Source organism: Streptomyces sp. NPDC048288, from assembly GCF_043201555.1.
Lineage (GTDB): Bacteria > Actinomycetota > Actinomycetes > Streptomycetales > Streptomycetaceae > Streptomyces.
The window spans coordinates 271,017-287,363 of record NZ_JBICZD010000008.1 but is presented as its reverse complement, the minus strand read 5'-3'; the positions used below and the strand labels follow the sequence as shown (position 1 = coordinate 287,363).

The following is a 16,347-nucleotide window of genomic DNA, read 5'->3' as shown; positions in this document are numbered from 1 at the left end:
GGATGGATCTCACCCAAATGAGTGACCACCAACGAGACACCCGCATTTATGCAGGTAGCAGTACTTGTAAGCACCCGTCACCGCCGCGCCCCGTCAGGGGCGCGGGGCTGTGCCGATATGCGGCTGCCGCCGCGTGGGCGCGACCAGCCACACACCACCCGCAGCCGGCCGACAACAGTCCCCCCTCACGGCACTCAGCCGCGCAGCACCGCTCCCGTACGCTCCCCGGCCAGGGCGACCGCCGCGTCCCGCGCCGCCGACGCCTCGTCGACCGTCAGCGTCCGGTCGGCCGCCCGGAACCGCAGCGCGTACGCCAGCGACTTCTTCCCGTCGCCCAGCTGCGCGGCGTTCTCGTACACGTCGAACAGCCGGATGGCCTCCAGGAGTTCACCCGCGCCCTCGCGCAGCGCGGCCTCGACCTCCGCCGCCGGCACCGGCTTGTCGACCACGAGGGCGACATCCTGCGTGGCCACCGGGAACGTGGAGATGCTCGGCGCCTGGGGCGTGCCGTCGCCGGCCTGCTCCAGGGCGTCCAGGTCCAGCTCCATCGCACAGCTGCGCGCGGGCAGCCCCAGCGCCTTGACGACGCGCGGGTGCAGCTCACCGGCGTGGCCCACGACCCGCTCCACGCCGTCGGCGAGGACCGCCAGTTCGGCGCACCGGCCGGGGTGCCACGGCCCGTACTGGCCGGAGCGCACGATCAGCTCGGCACCGGTCTCGGCGGCGACGGTCCGCGCGGCCTGGACCGCGTCGGCCCAGTCGGCCGGACGGTCCTTGCCCCACCAGCCGGCCTGCTCGCGGGCGCCCGCGAGGACGACGGCGACGTGGCGCGGCTGCTCGGGCAGCACGGCGTCGAGCGCGGCGAGTTCCTCGTCGGTCGGGCGGCGGTCGACGGGCAGGTGCCCGGCGATGCCCTGCTCCTCGCGCGGGAGCGGGAGGAAGACCAGGCCGGTCTCGAACAGCGCCAGGTCGTGCGCACCGCGCCCGCCGTTGCGCCGGAGCGCGCCGAGCAGACCCGGCAGCAGCGACGTACGGAGGGCGGGCTCCTCGTCGTTGAGCGGGTTCGTCAGCTTGACGACACGGCGGGCCGGGTCGTCGGCGGCCAGGCCCAGCTGGTCGAGGACGCCCTCGCCGATGAACGGGTAGTTCGGCGCCTCGACGTACCCCGCCCCGGCCAGCGCGCGGCCCACCCGGCGGTGCAGGCGCTGACGGTGGGTCAGGCCACGGCCGGCCGGCGGCTTGGGCAGCGTGGAGGGCAGGTTCTCGTAGCCCTCCAGCCGGATGACCTCTTCGGCCAGGTCGTTCTGTTCGAGGAGGTCGGGCCGCCAGGACGGGACGGTGACGATCAGCTCGTCCTGCCCGTAGACGTCGCAGCCGACCTCCTGGAGGCGGCGGACGACGGTCTCGCGGCCGTACTCGACACCCGCGACCTTGTCGGGGTGGTCCGCCGCGACCGTGATGGTGTGCGGCGCGGACGGCGCGATGACCTCGGTGACGCCGGCCTCGGCGGTGCCGCCGGCGAGCAGCACCAGCAGGTCGACGGTGCGCTGCGCGGCGGCGGCCGCGGCCTGCGGGTCGACGCCCCGCTCGAAGCGCCGGGACGCCTCGGAGGACAGCTTGTGGCGGCGGGCGGTGCGCGCGATGGCGACGGCGTCGAAGTGGGCCGCCTCGATGACCACGTCGGTCGTGGCGTTCTCCCCGTTCTCGCCGGCATCGTGGTCCGCGATCTCGGTGTTGGCGCCGCCCATGACGCCCGCGAGGCCGATGGGGCCGCGGTCGTCGGTGATGACCAGGTCCTCGGCGTGCAGCTTCCGCTCCACGCCGTCGAGGGTGACGATCTTCTCGCCCTCGGCCGCGCGGCGGACGCCGACGGTGCCCTGGACCAGGGTGCGGTCGTAGGCGTGCAGCGGCTGGCCGAGCTCCATCATCACGTAGTTGGTGACGTCGACGGCGAGGGAGATCGGGCGCATGCCGACCTTCTGCAGGCGGCGCTGCAGCCAGATCGGGGAACGGGCCTCGGGGCTCAGGCCGATGACAGTGCGCGCGGTGAAACGGTCGCAGCCGAACGGGTCGGAGACCTTGACCGGGTAGCCGAAGGCGTTCGGTCCCGGCACGTCGAGGAGCGCCGGGTCGCGCAGCGGCAGGCCGTACGCGATGGCGGTCTCGCGGGCGACACCGCGGATGGACAGGCAGTCGCCGCGGTTGGCGGTGACGGCGATGTCCAGGACCTCGTCGACCAGTTCGAGGAGCTCGATGGCGTCCTTGCCGACCTCGGTCTCCGGCGGCAGCACGATGATGCCGTGGGTGCCGTCGTCGCCCATGCCCAGCTCGCCGCTGGAGCAGATCATGCCGTGGGAGGTCTTGCCGTACGTCTTGCGGGCGCTGATCGAGAACCCGCCCGGGAGCACGGCTCCGGGCAGGACCACGACGACCTTGTCGCCGACGGCGAAGTTGCGGGCGCCGCAGACGATCTCCTGGGGCTCGCCCGTGCCGTTCGCCGTGCCGACGTCGACCGTACAGAAGCGGATCGGCTTCTTGAAGCCCTCCAGCTCCTCGATGGTCAGCACCCGGCCGACGACCAGGGGGCCCTTGAGGCCGTCGCCGAGCTGCTCGACGGTCTCCACCTCAAGACCTGCCGAGATGAGCTTGGCCTGGACGTCACGGCCGGTCCGAGTCGCCGGAAGGTCGACGTACTCCCGCAGCCAAGAAAGCGGGACCCGCATCAGATCTCCATCCCGAACGGCCGGGTGAACCGGACGTCACCCTCGACCATGTCTCGCATGTCCTCGACGTTGTGGCGGAACATCAGCATCCGCTCGATGCCGAACCCGAAGGCGAAGCCGCTGTACTTGTCCGGGTCGACGCCGCAGGCGGTGAGCACCCGAGGGTTGACCATGCCGCAGCCGCCCAGCTCGATCCAGCCCTCGGAGGAGCAGGTACGGCAGGGGCGGTCGGGGTTGCCGACGGACTCGCCCTTGCAGACGTAGCAGAGCATGTCCATCTCGGCGGACGGCTCGGTGAAGGGGAAGAAGTTCGGCCGCAGCCGGGTCTTCATGCCCTCGCCGAACAGCGCCTGGACCATGTGGTCCAGGGTGCCCTTGAGGTCAGACATGGTCAGGCCCTCGTCGACGGCGAGCAGCTCGACCTGGTGGAAGACCGGGGTGTGGGTGGCGTCCAGCTCGTCGGTGCGGTAGACGCGGCCCGGGCAGATCACGTAGACCGGCAGCTCGCGGTCGAGCAGCGAGCGGATCTGCACCGGCGAGGTGTGGGTGCGCAGCACGACACCGGACTCGGTGCCGCCCTCGGGCCCCTGCACGAAGAAGGTGTCCGCCTCACCGCGCGCCGGGTGGTCCGGGCCGATGTTGAGGGCGTCGAAGTTGAACCACTCGGCCTCGACCTGCGGGCCCTCGGCGACCTCGTAGCCCATGGCCACGAAGACGTCCTCGATGCGCTCCGAGAGCGTGGTCAGCGGGTGGCGGGCGCCGGCCGGGACACGGTCGTACGGCAGCGTGACGTCCACCGCCTCCTCGACCAGCACCCGGACGTCCCGCTCGGCCTCCAGCTCCTCCTGGCGGCCGGCGAGGGCCTTGTTCACCGCGCCGCGGGCCTGGCCGACCAGCTTGCCGGCGGCCGCCTTGGCGTGCGGGGGCAGCGCGCCGATCTCGCGGTTGGCGAGGGCCAGCGGGGAGGTGCCGCCGGTGTGGGCGACCTTGGCCTCCTGGAGCGCGTCGAGGGAGTCCGCGGCGGCGAAGGCGGCGAGCGCCTCGTCCCGCATGCGCTCGATCTCTTCCGGTTTCAAGGCCTCGACCTCTACAGGGTCGTACGACTTATTCGGTGCCGACATCTCTTCCCGTGCTTCCGATTGGCTGGCGGATGGTCCCCGAGACCGTTGATGGGCCGTGAGAAGGACACAAAGGTGCCAAAGGCCGAGTCTAACGGGGTGGAGGAATACGAATGCGCCCGCGGGCCGCTCGGCAGATCTCAGACGAGATACGCCGGCGTGCTCACGGGCAAGGTAAATCGGAACTCGGCGCCGCCGCCGGGGGCGCGTCCGACGGTGATGGTGCCGCCGTGGGCCTCGACGATGCCCTTGACGATGTACAGCCCGAGGCCGGTGCCACCGCGCTTGCTGCCCCGCCAGAAGCGGGTGAAGACGCGGTTCATGGACTCCTCCGGGATGCCGGGCCCCTCGTCGCTCACCGTGACCGACGTGCCGGCTTCCTCGCCTTCGCGCGGGGACGCCGTGGCCGTGATGTCGATCGTGACAGTTCCCTCGCCGTGCCGCACGGCATTTTCGATGAGGTTGCTGAGGACCTGGTCGACCTTGTCGGGGTCGGCCCAGAGCGCGGGCAGCGGCTGCTCGATCCGGAGCAGGAAGCGGTCGGCGGGCTGCCCGGCGGCGACGTACGCCTGGATGTGCCGTCCGACGGCCGCGCCTATGTCCACGGGCTGCCGCCGCACCTCCAGCCGCCCGCTGTCGATCCGCGAGATGTCCAGCAGCTCGGCGATGAGCCGGGTGACCCGGTCGGCGTCCGCGTCGACCGTCTCCAGCATCAGCCGCTTCTGGTCGTCGGTGAACCGTTCCCATTTGGCGAGCAGGGTGGCCGTGAACCCCTTGACGGAGGTCAGCGGCGAGCGCAGCTCATGGGCGACGGTGGCGATCAGCTCGGCGTGGCTGCGTTCGGTACGGCGCCGGGCCTCGGTGTCCCGCAGCGATACGACGACGCGGCGCACCGGGCCGGTGGGCTCGGCGCGCACATACCGCGCCGACACCAGCACCTCCCGGCCGCCGGGCAGCAGCAGGTTCCGCTCGGGCTGGCCGACCCGGATGGCGAGGCCGCCGTAGGGGTCGGTGAGCTGCCACCAGCGCCTGCCCTCCAGATCCTCTAAAGGGAGGGCCTTCTCCAGGCGCTGCCCGAGGGCGTCGGCGGGGGCGGTCGCGGTGATGCGGGCGGCGGCGGCGTTGAAGCAGACGACGAGACCCTGTTCGTCGGCGACCACGAGGCCGTCGGGCAGTTCGTCGGGGTCGATGCCGAGCCCGGTGAGGTCGCCGTGCCGGGGTGCGGGCACGCGGCCGGTGCCGCGGCCCCCCGGCGCGTTGCTGGTGCCGACACTCATACCCCGCACTCCACCTCTCAGACGGCGCAGCAGGCCCCCGAGCTGGTCACCCTACTAGCTCTCGGTGACGGAACGGCCCCCTCCGGAGGCGCGCTGTGCACGGGCCGATGCGTAGAGACATACGGCGGCGGCGGTGGCGAGGTTCAGGCTCTCGGCCTTCCCGTGGATCGGGACGCGCACGACGGCGTCCGCCAGCGCGCGGGTCTCCTCCGGAAGCCCCCAGGCCTCGTTGCCGAACACCCAGGCGGTGGGCCCGCCCATGGTCCCCTTGTCCAGCTCGTCGTCGAGGTCGTCGGTCCCGGCCCCGTCGGCGGCCAGGATCCGCACGCCGGCACCCTTGAGCCCGGCCACGGCCTCCTCGACGGGGACACCGACGGCGACGGGCAGGTGGAAGTGCGAGCCGACGGAGGCCCGGACCGCCTTCGGGTTGTACAGGTCCACGGAGGCGTCGGTCAGTACGACCGCCTCCGCGCCGGCGGCGTCGGCGCACCGCAGCACGGTCCCGGCGTTGCCGGGGTCGCGCACGTTGGCGAGTACGGCGACCAGCCTGGGCCGGGCGGCGAGGATCTCCTCGAACGGCGTGTCCAGGAACCGGCAGACCCCGACGAGCCCCTGGGGCGTCACGGTGGTCGAGATGTCGGCGATGACGTCCTCGGACGCGAGGTGGATCCGGGCACCGACCGCCCTGGCCGCTCCGATGATGTCGGCATACCGCTCCGCGGCTTCGACGGTCGCGAACAGCTCGACGAGCGTCGGCCCGTCACCGACCCGATGCCCGGCGGCCTCCCGTACGGCCTGCGGCCCCTCGGCGAGAAACAGCCGCTCCTTCCCCCGGAAGTTCCGCCGCTCCAGCCGCCTGGCGGCGGAGACACGCGCGGACCGGGGAGAGATCAGCTCGGGGGTGGGCATCGTGTCGGTCACTTTCAAGGAAACGCGGCGAAAGCGCGCCCCAAAGGGGCGCGGGGAACTGCGCGACCAGCCCCCACAAGCCCGCAGCCGAACGACTGCCGTGGGCCAACAACAGGACCCGCAAGCCATTCAGCCTGCGGGTCCTCAAGTCACGTCGGCCGAAGCCAGCGCAGCGTCACGCCGCCTTGGGGGCGTTGACGTCCGCCGGCAGCGCCTTCTGCGCCACCTCGACGAGCGCGGCGAAGGCGCCGGCGTCGTTGACGGCCAGCTCGGCCAGGATCTTGCGGTCGACCTCGACGTTCGCGGCCTTCAGACCCTGGATGAAGCGGTTGTAGGTGATGCCGTTGGCGCGGGCAGCGGCGTTGATGCGCTGGATCCACAGCTGACGGAAGTCGCCCTTGCGCTTCTTGCGGTCGTTGTAGTTGTAGACCAGCGAGTGGGTGACCTGCTCCTTGGCCTTGCGGTACAGGCGCGAACGCTGACCGCGGTAGCCGGAGGCCGCCTCGAGGATCGCCCGGCGCTTCTTGTGGGCGTTGACTGCCCGCTTGACGCGTGCCACTTGTTTAACTCCTTGTAGCGGGGCCGCGGTTGGACTCACGCGGCCCGGAAACGACTGGGTCCCGGTTGTACTGACTCAGGGCGCGGCGAGGCGCCCTCGTGTCACTTGCCGAGAAGCTTCTTGATCTTCGCGGCGTCACCCGGGGCCATCTCGGCGTTGCCGGTCAGGCGGCGCGTCACGCGGGACGACTTGTGCTCGAGCAGGTGGCGCTTGCCGGCGCGCTCACGGAGCACCTTGCCGGAGCCGGTGACCTTGAAGCGCTTGCTGGCACCGCTGTGCGTCTTGTTCTTCGGCATAGCGCCGTTATCTCCTCGTCGATGGCGCTCCGGTGCCCGGTCGTGAAACCGGGCACGGTGGAACGTCGCTCTTGTATCGGGTACATCCTGGGACTCTCGCCCCTGGGTGCTGACCTGGGGCGGTTCACCCCGGGATCACGCCTCGGCATGCTCCTCGGCGGGCGCCTCGATCTCGGCCTCGGAATCGGCCTCGATCTCGGCGGCGTTCTGCGAGCGACCGGGGTTGGCCTTCGCGTCCGCCTTGCGGGCTTCCTGCGCCTGCCGGGCCTCGGCCATCGCCTCGGTCTTCTTCTTGTGCGGACCGAGAACCATGATCATGTTCCGGCCGTCCTGCTTCGGGTTCGACTCCACGAAACCGAGGTCCTGGACGTCCTCCGCGAGACGCTGCAGCAGTCGGTAGCCCAGCTCGGGCCGGGACTGCTCGCGACCACGGAACATGATCGTGATCTTGACCTTGTCGCCCTGCTTGAGGAACCGGACGACGTGACCCTTCTTGGTGTCATAGTCGTGCGGGTCGATCTTCGGCCGGAGCTTCATTTCCTTGATGACCGTGTGCGCCTGGTTCTTGCGCGCCTCACGGGCCTTCATGGCCGACTCGTACTTGAACTTGCCGTAGTCCATGAGCTTGCAGACCGGCGGACGTGCGCTCGCCGCCACCTCGACCAGGTCGAGGTCGTACTCCTGGGCAAGCTCCAGCGCCTTGGCAAGCGGAACAATCCCGACCTGCTCGCCGCTGGGACCGACTAGTCGCACCTCGGGAACGCGAATCCGGTCGTTGATGCGGGGCTCGGTGCTGATGGATCCTCCTCGGTAGCACCACACGACGGTCTGGCGGACAGCCGCGTAACGTCTGTTTCGTAAGACCTAACCGCACCGAAGCAGAAAAAATGCCCCGGACGATCACAGGCGGGACTCCTCGAACTACCGGAGACACCGCCGCGAGGATCGCGGGGCGCACTATCGGACGGAGCGCCGTCGCCAGGAATGCGGCGAAGCGACCGTCTGACCGGTGACCCGCCGCCCGTGGGGCGGTCAGGTGGGAGTTCGAAGCCTCCACTTGTGGGCCGGTTCAGCTAGCCGCGAGGCATACCTGTCCGGCCGGTCGTCACACAAGGTTAGCAGCAAAGCGGACAGAGGGCTAATTGGGGCGAGGCGGGCCCCGGTCGGCGCCCCGCACGGGTGCGCCTATCGTGTGGGGCATGAGTGAGACGCCCCTTCCCGGCCCCGATGACGCCGAGCAGCCCGACTTCGACGAGATGACCCGCGACATCGCCGAGGTCCCCGCGGTCGAGGTGATCGTGACGGTCGCCGTCAACCTGATGAGCGCCGCGGCCGTGAAGCTCGGTCTGGCCCCACAAGAAGGGGAGGGCGACAAGTACAAGGACCTGGACGAGGCCCGCAAGCTGGTCACCGCCCTCGCCGGGCTGCTCGACGCGTCCGCGACCGAGATCAGCTCCTTCCACGCGGCCCCGCTGCGCGACGGCCTGAAGTCGCTCCAGCTGGCCTTCCGCGAGGCCTCGATCGTCCCCGACGAGCCGGGCCAGGGCCCCGGTGAGAAGTACACCGGCCCGGTCTACGGGTAGTAAATCTACTAGGCGTCACGTACGTACAAGGGCTCGCCCGGAGGCGTGGTCCCGGTCGGCAGCAGCGCCAGGTCGAGACCGCCCACCAGGCGGGCCCTCAGCGTCTCGTCGGCGGCGAGCCGTGCGGCGACGGCGCGGGCGGTCTCGGCGGGCGCCGCGGCCGGGTCGAGGACCAGGGCGAGCGTGCCGTCGGCCGGCCCCGGCCCGAGGTGGGCGCGCAGCACGCCGGACTCGGCGGCCACGGCGGCCCGGACGGCCTCGGTCACCGCCGGGTCGGCCAGCGGGTCGGCCGTCGTACGCCCCTCGGCGAGGGCCCGCAGCGCGGCCCCCGTCAGCTCGAACGGCACCGGCCCCGACAGGTCCAGGACCACCGTGTCGGCCCGCTCGTGCGCGGCAGCCTGCAGCGCCTGGTGCAGCGGTACTGCGACGGGCCGCGCCGCCGGGTCCCAGCGGGCCAGCGACTCGGTGGAGGTGAAGGCGGGCAGGGCGGTGCGGTGACCGGCCTTCAGGGTGGGCACGGCCATGTCGCTGGTCTTCTCGTGGCGCAGCCCGTTCTCGTCCTCCTCGACCTCGCCGAGCACGGCGACCACCGGCACGAGGAGCCGGGCGCCCTTCAGCGCCTCCAGCACCGGGCCGACGGCGCTGCGGTCCGCGTCCCAGCCGGCCAGCGCGGCGGCCAGCCGGGGGTCGGCGGAGCCGTCGTCGTCGGGGAAGCCGGAGTCGGGAATGTTCTTGTTCGCCACGGTCACCGACCCTATCGGGGGGAAGCTGCTGCGGTTGTGCGGCCCCCGAAACCACGTCGACACAGCTTTCACCGGAATCTCAGATTTCCCTGACGGACTTCTAACTTCGGGCTAACGGGGCACACAGTCCGTGCCTCCAGCATCGCGGCATGGAGTCCCCCAGAGCCGCCTCCGAAGCCCGCCGAAGCCGCCGTCGCCCCCGCCCCGCCCGGCGCCGCGCCCTTCTCTACACGAGCCTCGCGCTGGTCGCCGCCGTCGGCGGTACGGCGGCGGGGACCGTGTACGTGAAGGCGCACGCGCGCGACAACGGGGCCGTATCCTCGGCCGCGTCGCCGTCGCCCTCCTCCTCGGCCTCGGCGAACGGGGAGGCATCGGTGGAACCTGTGACGGAGCCGGCCGTGGACCGGGACGCGCTGCTGAGCACGGCGATGGCGAAGGTGACGGTCCCCTCCGGGGCGAAGGTGTCGGCGGCCGTCCTGGACCTGGACTCCGGCGACAGCGCGGCCTACGGCGACGCGGCCTTCGACACCGCGAGCATCGTCAAGGTCGACATCCTGGCGACGCTGCTGCTGCAGGCGCAGGACGCGGGGCGGCATCTGACGGCGACGGAGAAGGCGTACGCCACGAAGATGATCGAGAACAGCGACAACACGTCGGCGTCGCAGCTGTGGGACATCATCGGCGAGGCGGCGGGGCTGGACGCGGCGAACAAGCGCTTCGGGCTGACGGAGACGGAGGGCGGCGACGGGGCGCTGTGGGGGCTGACCCAGACCACGGCGGCGGACCAGCTCACGCTGCTCCAGCAGGTGTTCGGGGACGACTCGAAACTGAGCGAGGCCTCGCGGTCGTACATCCAGGGGCTGATGAAGACGGTCGAGTCCGACCAGCGGTGGGGGGTTTCGGCGGCGGCCGACGGGTCGGAGTACGCGTTGAAGAACGGGTGGCTGGCGCGGAGTACGACGGGGCTGTGGGATGTCAACAGCATCGGTCGGGTGACGGTGGACGGGGCCGACTATCTGGTGGCGGTGCTGTCGAAGGGGACCGTGAGTCAGGCGAAGGGGATCGCGGTGGTGGAGGGGGCCGCGAAGGCGGCGGTGCGGTCGTTCATTGACGCCGGTTCGACTGCGTCGGCTTCAGCTTCTGCGTCGGCTTCTACTTCGCAGTAGGGGGAGGGTTCGGAGGTTCGCGGGCGGGTGCGGGGCGGTGGGGGTTGATCGCGCCCACGCGGCGGAGCCGCATATCGATACAGCCCCGCGCCCCTGCGGGGCGCTTCAGCTCAGGGTGATTCGGCGGCGGCCTCGCCACAGGATGACGGCCGCCGCGAGGAGGGCGGTGCCCGCGATGCCTGCCAGGGGGGCGGCCCAGTCGGTGGTGCTGGTCGAGGTGTTCTCGGGGTCGGGGCCGGAGCCGAAGTACTTCTTGCCGTAGGACGCCGACGTGAGGTTCTGGGTCTTGAGCCTGGCGGCCGCCTTGATGGCGGCCGCCGGGTCGATCATGCCGAAGCCGCGGGAGTCGTCGCGGCCGCCGCTCGGGGCGTCGCGGGCGGTGTCCTCCAGGAGCTTCTTGATCTGGGCCGGGGTGAGCCCGGGGTGGGCGGCCTTGATCAGGGCCACGGCACCGGAGACGAAGGCGGAGGCCGCGCTGGTCCCCCAGCCCTCGTAGTACTTGTGGTCCGGGTCGGCGATGACGATGTCGTCGCCGGGCGCGCTGACCGTGGCGTACCAGCGGCGGGTGGAGAAGGAGGCGCGGACGCCGAACTTGTCCACGGCGGTGGCGGCGACGACCCCCGGGTAGGCGGCCGGGTAGGAGATGTGGTCGCCCTTGTCGCCGCCGTTGCCGGCCGAGGCGACGACCACGACGTCCTTCTTCAGGGCGTACTGGATGGCCTCGTCCTCGCTGGGCTCGGGGTGCGCGGAGTCGGAGTCGTCGCCGAGGGAGAGGTTGATGACGTCGGCGCCGTGGTCGGCGGCCCAGCGGATGCCCTCGGCGAGGGCGTTGCCCCGGGTGGAGCGGGCCTTGGCGCGGGCGCTGTCGCCGTCTTCGAGGATGACCCGGACGGGCAGGATCCTGGCCTCGGGGGCGACCCCCATCACGCCGTCCTGGTTCCCCACGCCATGGCCGTGACCGGCGATGATGCCGGCCATGGCGGTGCCGTGCCGGGCCCAGTTCCGATTGCCGGGCCCGGCACCGAAACCGATCATGTCCTTGGCCGCCAGCACGTTGCCGGCGAGGTCGGGGTGGTCGGCCTCCACGCCGGTGTCCAGGACGGCGACCGTGATGCCCTTGCCCTTGGTGGTCCGCCAGGCCTCGTCGAGGTGCAGGGCGGACAGGCCCCACTGCTGGGCGCGGATGCTGTCGGCGTACGCGGTGCCGGACGGCAGCAGGGCGAGCGAGCCGGCCAGCAGCAGGCTCAGCGCGGCCCCGGTTGCGCGGCGCTTCATGAGGGCTTCTCCGTTGCCGAGCCGACGGTGTTCTGACGCAGTCGCCGTTCGATGCGGTCGGCCAGGCCCTGCGCCTCGTTGCCGAGGCCCGCCTGGGCGGCGGCGGTGGTGGCGCCGGACGCCTCGGCGTCGGCGGCGGGCTGCGGGGTGTCGACGGTACGGCCGTCGGCCCAGCCGGAGACGGCGTAGGCGACGACCGGGGCATCGGTGAGCACGGAGATCGTCCAGGACGCGCGCTGGTGCGGGCCGAACCGCTCGGCGGCGGTGCCCTTCGCGGCGTACGGGAGGGGCAGCAGATCGGTACGGCGGTCCAGGCGCTCGGACTCGAACCGCTTGGCCAGGGCGGTCATCGCGGCCGGGTCGGCCTTCGTGAACAGCAGGCCGACGGTCGTCACATAGCTCTGGGTGGCGTCGGTGTAGGTGGCGCGGATCAGGCGCTGGCAGCCGACGGGGGCGAGCACCTTGCGCAGCAGGGCGTCGAAGCCGTCGGCGCAGCCGGTGGCCGGGGCGACGGCGATCCGCGTCCAGGCGCGGTCGGCTCCGCCGGGTCCGGCGCCGGTGCCCAGCACGGTGGGCGGGAACAGTTCGTCGACGGGCACGTTGTGCCACAGGCCCGCCGAGGAGCTGAAGCTGGTCGCCGTGGTCGCGTCGCCGCCGTCGTCGGCGATCCAGCTCCCGGTGACCGCGCCGCCCATGAGTCCGAGGCCGAGCACCATGCAGGCGGCGGCAGCGGCGGTACGGGGCGCCACGCGACCGACCAACGACAGCCCCCGCCCTCGCGCGTCGTACCCCTCCGGCTCACCGAACGACACAACGGGCCGGTCCCGGCCGGGAGTTCCCGCGGACGAACTCCAGGACATCGCCGGGTCCGGCGCCGGTCCGGCGGCGTACGAGAAGGAGGCCGCCGGGTCGTGGGGCACGGACGCCGGGGGCACCGCGGGACGGGGCGGGGCGGCGGCCGCCGACGTCGGCTCGGCCGCCTCGGGACCTGATGAACCGTCGGCCCCGGACGGGGCGCCGACCGGCCGCGGCGGCGCCGCGGGAGTCGGGGCACCCGGCGACCACGATTCGGCACCGGCCGGCGGCGGGCCGGCGGGGCGGGGCGGCGCGGTGGGCGTCGGGGCACCCGTCGGACGTGGTGGGGCGGTGGGGACCGCGGACTTCGCCGGGTGGGAAGGCGGGGTGGTGGTCTTCGGCGGGGTCGTGGGGCGTGGCGGAGCCGTGGGCACCGGGAACGTCCGCATGTGCGGGCTCCACGCGCTGCCCGAGTCCGGTGCCCCACCGACGGCGGCCGAGAAGTCGCCGCGCGGTCTTTCGAGCCGCCGGGGCCCGGCCGGGGCGGAGCCGTTTCCGTCCCTGTCGCCCGACGGCGCGGCGGCGTCACCCCGCTCCTCCGGCGCCTCCTCCGGCTCCGCCGCCGCCCGCAGCGGGCGCAGCGACGCGGTCGGCTCCGAACCGGGCTCCACCCGCCGGCCCGACGGCCCCGAGCCGTACGACAACCGGAACGGCGGCACGACCCGCCCGGACTCCCGCCCGGAGACCGGCGCCGACGGCGGCACACGGCTACCCGCATCCCGCCCGGACTCTCCGCCGGCGGCCGCACCGAACCGCGCCGCACGACCCTCCACATCCCGCCCCGAAGAAACCGGCGGCACCGACCGCCCGGACTCCGCGCCAGGGGACCCGGGCGGCACGGTCCGACCCGCTGTCGAAGTGAACGGCGCCAGGCCAGGGTCCGCACCCGGTCCAGGGGACGCCGCCGGCGCGGACCAGTCGGACTCTCCGCCGGCGGCCGGGCCGAACCGCGGCACGCTACCGCGCGCGTCCCGCCCCGAAGACACCGGCGGCACCGACCGCCCGGGCTCGCCGGGCCGGCTGGGCTCCCGGCCGGGGGGCGGGGTGGGGGTCGGTGGGGTTGCGGGGGGTGGTGGGGTGTCGGGGAAGCGGGCCGAGGCGGGTGGGGGTGGGAGAGGGGGCGTGGTGGATGTGGGCTGGGGTGGGCGGAAGCTGGGGTAGCGGGGGCGGGTGATGTGTTCGGTGGGCGTCGGGCGGCCGGCGTTCCGGTCCCCCGCACCTTGTTCGCCCTGCCCCACCGCACCGCCCCGACTCGTCCGGTCCTCACGACTCTGCTGCACGCCGGGCCGCCCCGGCAGCTGGTCCTGCCCGGTGGCGTCGGCGCCATGGGTGGATACGTCGGACCGGTGCGACCAGTTCATTCGGCTCGGCCGCTCGAAGAATCCCGGCCCGTCGGACCGGCCGGACACGGCGCCACCGGCACCCTCCGCGGCCGGCGCGGACCCGTCCGCGGGGTCCGTCGAGACGGGGTCGGGCGAAGGGCGTCGCGGGATCGGGGCGTGCCGCGCTTCCCTGCTCATGCGCCCCCCGTTTCCTCGTGCCCGGGCCAACTCCTCGTACGGGCCCTCGTGCTCCCCGGCGCGGAGAAGTCCGCCCCGGGCACGCATACCCGTACACGCGGATCCGCATCCCGGCGCGGGTCAGGCGGCCGGGGTCGGTCCGTCGTACGTGCGCGTCACTCTACGGGTTGTGCGACGGCGAACGGGAACCAGTCCACGGCCCCGCGGCATCTGCCCGGATCGTCCCCCTACCCTGCGGTAATCCTGTCTGGCAGGCTGCGGTCATGACTGCGCGCGCCGCCGACCGGGCCCGTTACGACCGGGCCACCGCCCACCTGGACGCCCCCCTCGCGATCGTGGATCTGGAGGCATTCGACGCCAACGCGGACGATCTCGTACGCCGGGCCGGCGGCAAGCCGATCCGGGTCGCGAGCAAGTCCGTGCGCTGCCGGCACCTGCTGGAACGGGTGCTCGCGAAGGACGGCTTCGCGGGGATCATGTCCTTCACGCTGGCGGAGTCGCTGTGGCTCGCCCGGTCCGGGTTCGAGGACATCCTGCTGGCCTATCCGTCCGCCGACCGGGCCCGGTTCGCCGAACTGGCCGCCGATCCCAAGCTCGCCGCCGCCGTGACGGTGATGATCGACGATCCGGCGCATCTGGATCTGATCGACGCGGCCCGCGACGGCGGGACCGAAGTGGTGCGGGTCTGCCTGGAGTTGGACACCTCGCTGAAGCTGCTCGGCGGCCGGGTGCGGGTCGGGGCCCTGCGTTCGCCGCTGTACTCCCCCGCCCAGCTCGCCGACCTGGCGCGGACCGTGGCCCGGCGGCCGGGGTTCAAGCTGGTCGGGATCATGGGGTACGAGGGGCACATCGCCGGGGTCGGGGACGCGGTCGCCGGCCGGCCGCTGCGCTCGCGCGCGGTGCGGCTGATGCAGGCCACCGCGCGCCGTGAGCTGGCGGAGCGGCGCGCCGCGGTGGTGCGGGCGGTCCGTGCGGTGGTGCCGGACCTGGAGTTCGTCAACGGCGGCGGCACGGGCAGTGTGCAGACCACGGCGGCGGAGGACGCGGTCACCGAGATCGCGGCGGGCTCGGGCCTGTACGTGCCGCGGCTCTTCGACAACTACACGTCGTTCACCGGCCGTCCGGCCGCGCTCTTCGCCATGCCGGTGGTCCGGCGCCCTGGTGTCGGGGTGGTGACCGTCCTCGGCGGCGGCTATCCGGCCTCGGGCGTCGCGGGCCCGGACCGGCTGCCGGTGCCGTACCTGCCGGAGGGGCTGTCGTACGACTCGCAGGAGGGTCCCGGCGAGGTGCAGACCCCGTTGCTCGGTGCGGCGGCGGACGACCTGCTGATCGGCGACCGGGTGTGGTTCCGGCATGCCAAGGCGGGCGAGCTGTGCGAGCGGTTCGCCGAGCTGCACCTGGTCGAGGGCGACCGGGTGACGGCGACCGTGCCGACGTACCGGGGCGAGGGCCAGACCTTCCTCTGACCGTCTGCCTCCGGCCGTCTGCCTCCGGCCCTCTTGTGACCGGCTTCTTCGCGGTGGCTAGCGGGCCGGGCGGATGCCCTTGGTGATCTCGTCCATGTCGGAGAGCGGCGGCCCGTCCGGGCCCGCGTCGAGGGCGATCCGGACGACGACCGGGGCCGGGATGCCGGAGTCGGAGGGGAAGGCGAGGGACTGGACGTAGCCGCCGGGTCCCTCGGCCGTCCGTACCCGCCAGCGCACCAGGTATCCGTCGTGTCCGGCGACCGCCACCCGCCCGGCCTCGACGACCTGGTGGGAGCGGATGCCGCCGTAGGGCTGCCGGCCGTCGGCGTCGTGGCCGTAGGCCGTCTCGGCCGCGTCGGGTACGTCCCGTTCGGCGACGGTGCGCGGCGAGGCGCCCTCGGCGCTGCCCGCCGTACGGCTCATCACCTGGCCGTGGCGGCAGCGGCCGGTGGCGGCCGGGCAGGCGTAGGTGCCGTCGGTGGTCATCACGACGTCGTCCTCGGCGAGGGAGGACGTGCCGGTCCAGCCGGGCGGGACGGGCAGGGCGATGTCGTTGAGCCGGTCGACCACCAGGGACGGGGGCGGCGGGGCGGCGGGGGCGCCGTCCACCCGGGTGTCGTGGCCGCCGGCCACGTCCGTTCGGAGGACCGTCCCGCCGGCGACGATGGCCGTGGCCAGCACCGCGCCGGCGGATATCAGGGCGACCGCCTTGGCCCGGCCGGACGCCCCGGCCGCCGGGGTCGGCGGCGCGGGGAGGCCGGTCGGGGTGCGCCGGTGCTCGGTCCAGGCGCGTCCGTCCCACCAGCGCTCCAGGTGCGGAGTCTGTGGGTCGGCGTACCAGCCGGGCGGCGTCATGC

The 16,347-nt window shown here is 72.9% G+C and carries 14 protein-coding genes; 3 read left to right on the top strand and 11 right to left on the bottom strand.

Annotated elements, in window-relative coordinates; genetic code table 11:
- Positions 1 to 194 precede the first annotated feature (194 nt).
- From pheT to infC, 7 genes are all read right to left on the bottom strand, one after another.
- Positions 195 to 2,723 carry a phenylalanine--tRNA ligase subunit beta gene (pheT, locus tag ACGFZS_RS28875; RefSeq protein WP_393797567.1) on the bottom strand — a complete coding sequence of 843 codons (2,529 nt, stop codon included), beginning with the start codon at positions 2,721 to 2,723 and terminating at the stop codon, positions 195 to 197.
- Positions 2,723 to 3,844, bottom strand: a complete 1,122-nt coding sequence (gene pheS, locus ACGFZS_RS28870; RefSeq protein ID WP_393797566.1) for a phenylalanine--tRNA ligase subunit alpha — start codon at positions 3,842 to 3,844, stop codon at positions 2,723 to 2,725. Before pheS ends, pheT begins: the two co-directional genes overlap by 1 nt.
- 137 nt (positions 3,845 to 3,981) lie before the next feature.
- A complete protein-coding gene (locus tag ACGFZS_RS28865; RefSeq protein WP_393797565.1) occupies positions 3,982 to 5,118 on the bottom strand; it encodes an ATP-binding protein in 1,137 nt (378 codons plus the stop codon).
- Positions 5,119 to 5,172: 54 nt separating this feature from the next.
- Positions 5,173 to 6,027, bottom strand: coding sequence for a TrmH family RNA methyltransferase (locus ACGFZS_RS28860; RefSeq protein WP_393797564.1), 855 nt, complete (start codon positions 6,025 to 6,027; stop codon positions 5,173 to 5,175).
- A 175-nt stretch (positions 6,028 to 6,202) separates the two neighbouring features.
- On the bottom strand, positions 6,203 to 6,586 hold the full coding sequence (gene rplT / locus ACGFZS_RS28855; RefSeq protein WP_018549117.1) for a 50S ribosomal protein L20: 384 nt from the start codon (positions 6,584 to 6,586) through the stop codon (positions 6,203 to 6,205).
- 101 nt (positions 6,587 to 6,687) lie between these two features.
- Positions 6,688 to 6,882 carry a 50S ribosomal protein L35 gene (rpmI, locus tag ACGFZS_RS28850; RefSeq protein ID WP_016576627.1) on the bottom strand — a complete coding sequence of 65 codons (195 nt, stop codon included), beginning with the start codon at positions 6,880 to 6,882 and terminating at the stop codon, positions 6,688 to 6,690.
- 135 nt (positions 6,883 to 7,017) lie between these two features.
- Positions 7,018 to 7,704 carry a translation initiation factor IF-3 gene (infC, locus tag ACGFZS_RS28845; RefSeq protein WP_393797563.1) on the bottom strand — a complete coding sequence of 229 codons (687 nt, stop codon included), beginning with the start codon at positions 7,702 to 7,704 and terminating at the stop codon, positions 7,018 to 7,020.
- Positions 7,705 to 8,081: 377 nt separating this feature from the next.
- Here infC and ACGFZS_RS28840 point away from each other — a divergent pair, with 377 nt between their 5' ends.
- Positions 8,082 to 8,465: a DUF1844 domain-containing protein gene (locus ACGFZS_RS28840; protein WP_355710949.1), complete on the top strand. Its 384-nt coding sequence runs from the start codon at positions 8,082 to 8,084 to the stop codon at positions 8,463 to 8,465.
- Positions 8,466 to 8,473: 8 nt separating this feature from the next.
- Here ACGFZS_RS28840 and ACGFZS_RS28835 read toward each other — a convergent pair whose 3' ends face one another.
- Complete coding sequence (locus ACGFZS_RS28835) at positions 8,474 to 9,208, bottom strand: SseB family protein (protein WP_393797562.1); 735 nt, start codon at positions 9,206 to 9,208, stop codon at positions 8,474 to 8,476.
- A 149-nt stretch (positions 9,209 to 9,357) separates the two neighbouring features.
- Between ACGFZS_RS28835 and ACGFZS_RS28830 the strand changes: the two genes are divergently transcribed.
- Positions 9,358 to 10,374: a serine hydrolase gene (locus ACGFZS_RS28830; RefSeq protein WP_393797561.1), complete on the top strand. Its 1,017-nt coding sequence runs from the start codon at positions 9,358 to 9,360 to the stop codon at positions 10,372 to 10,374.
- 105 nt (positions 10,375 to 10,479) lie between these two features.
- Here the strand turns inward: ACGFZS_RS28830 and mycP are convergent, their stop codons facing one another.
- Together mycP and ACGFZS_RS28820 are read right to left on the bottom strand one after the other, a co-directional pair.
- Entirely contained in the window at positions 10,480 to 11,649 is a 1,170-nt protein-coding gene (mycP, locus tag ACGFZS_RS28825; RefSeq protein WP_393797560.1) for a type VII secretion-associated serine protease mycosin, read from the bottom strand.
- On the bottom strand, positions 11,646 to 13,208 hold the full coding sequence (locus tag ACGFZS_RS28820; RefSeq protein ID WP_393797559.1) for a hypothetical protein: 1,563 nt from the start codon (positions 13,206 to 13,208) through the stop codon (positions 11,646 to 11,648). Before ACGFZS_RS28820 ends, mycP begins: the two co-directional genes overlap by 4 nt.
- A gap of 1,079 nt (positions 13,209 to 14,287) precedes the next feature.
- On the opposite strand from ACGFZS_RS28820, the gene ACGFZS_RS28815 reads away from it, so the two are divergent.
- The gene (locus ACGFZS_RS28815; RefSeq protein WP_393797558.1) at positions 14,288 to 15,490 is read left to right on the top strand and encodes an amino acid deaminase/aldolase; all 1,203 of its coding nucleotides are present in this window, start codon (positions 14,288 to 14,290) and stop codon (positions 15,488 to 15,490) included.
- A gap of 57 nt (positions 15,491 to 15,547) precedes the next feature.
- On the opposite strand, the gene ACGFZS_RS28810 is transcribed toward ACGFZS_RS28815, so the two are convergent.
- Entirely contained in the window at positions 15,548 to 16,345 is a 798-nt protein-coding gene (locus ACGFZS_RS28810) for a DUF2510 domain-containing protein (protein WP_393797736.1), read from the bottom strand.
- Positions 16,346 to 16,347 lie beyond the last annotated feature (2 nt).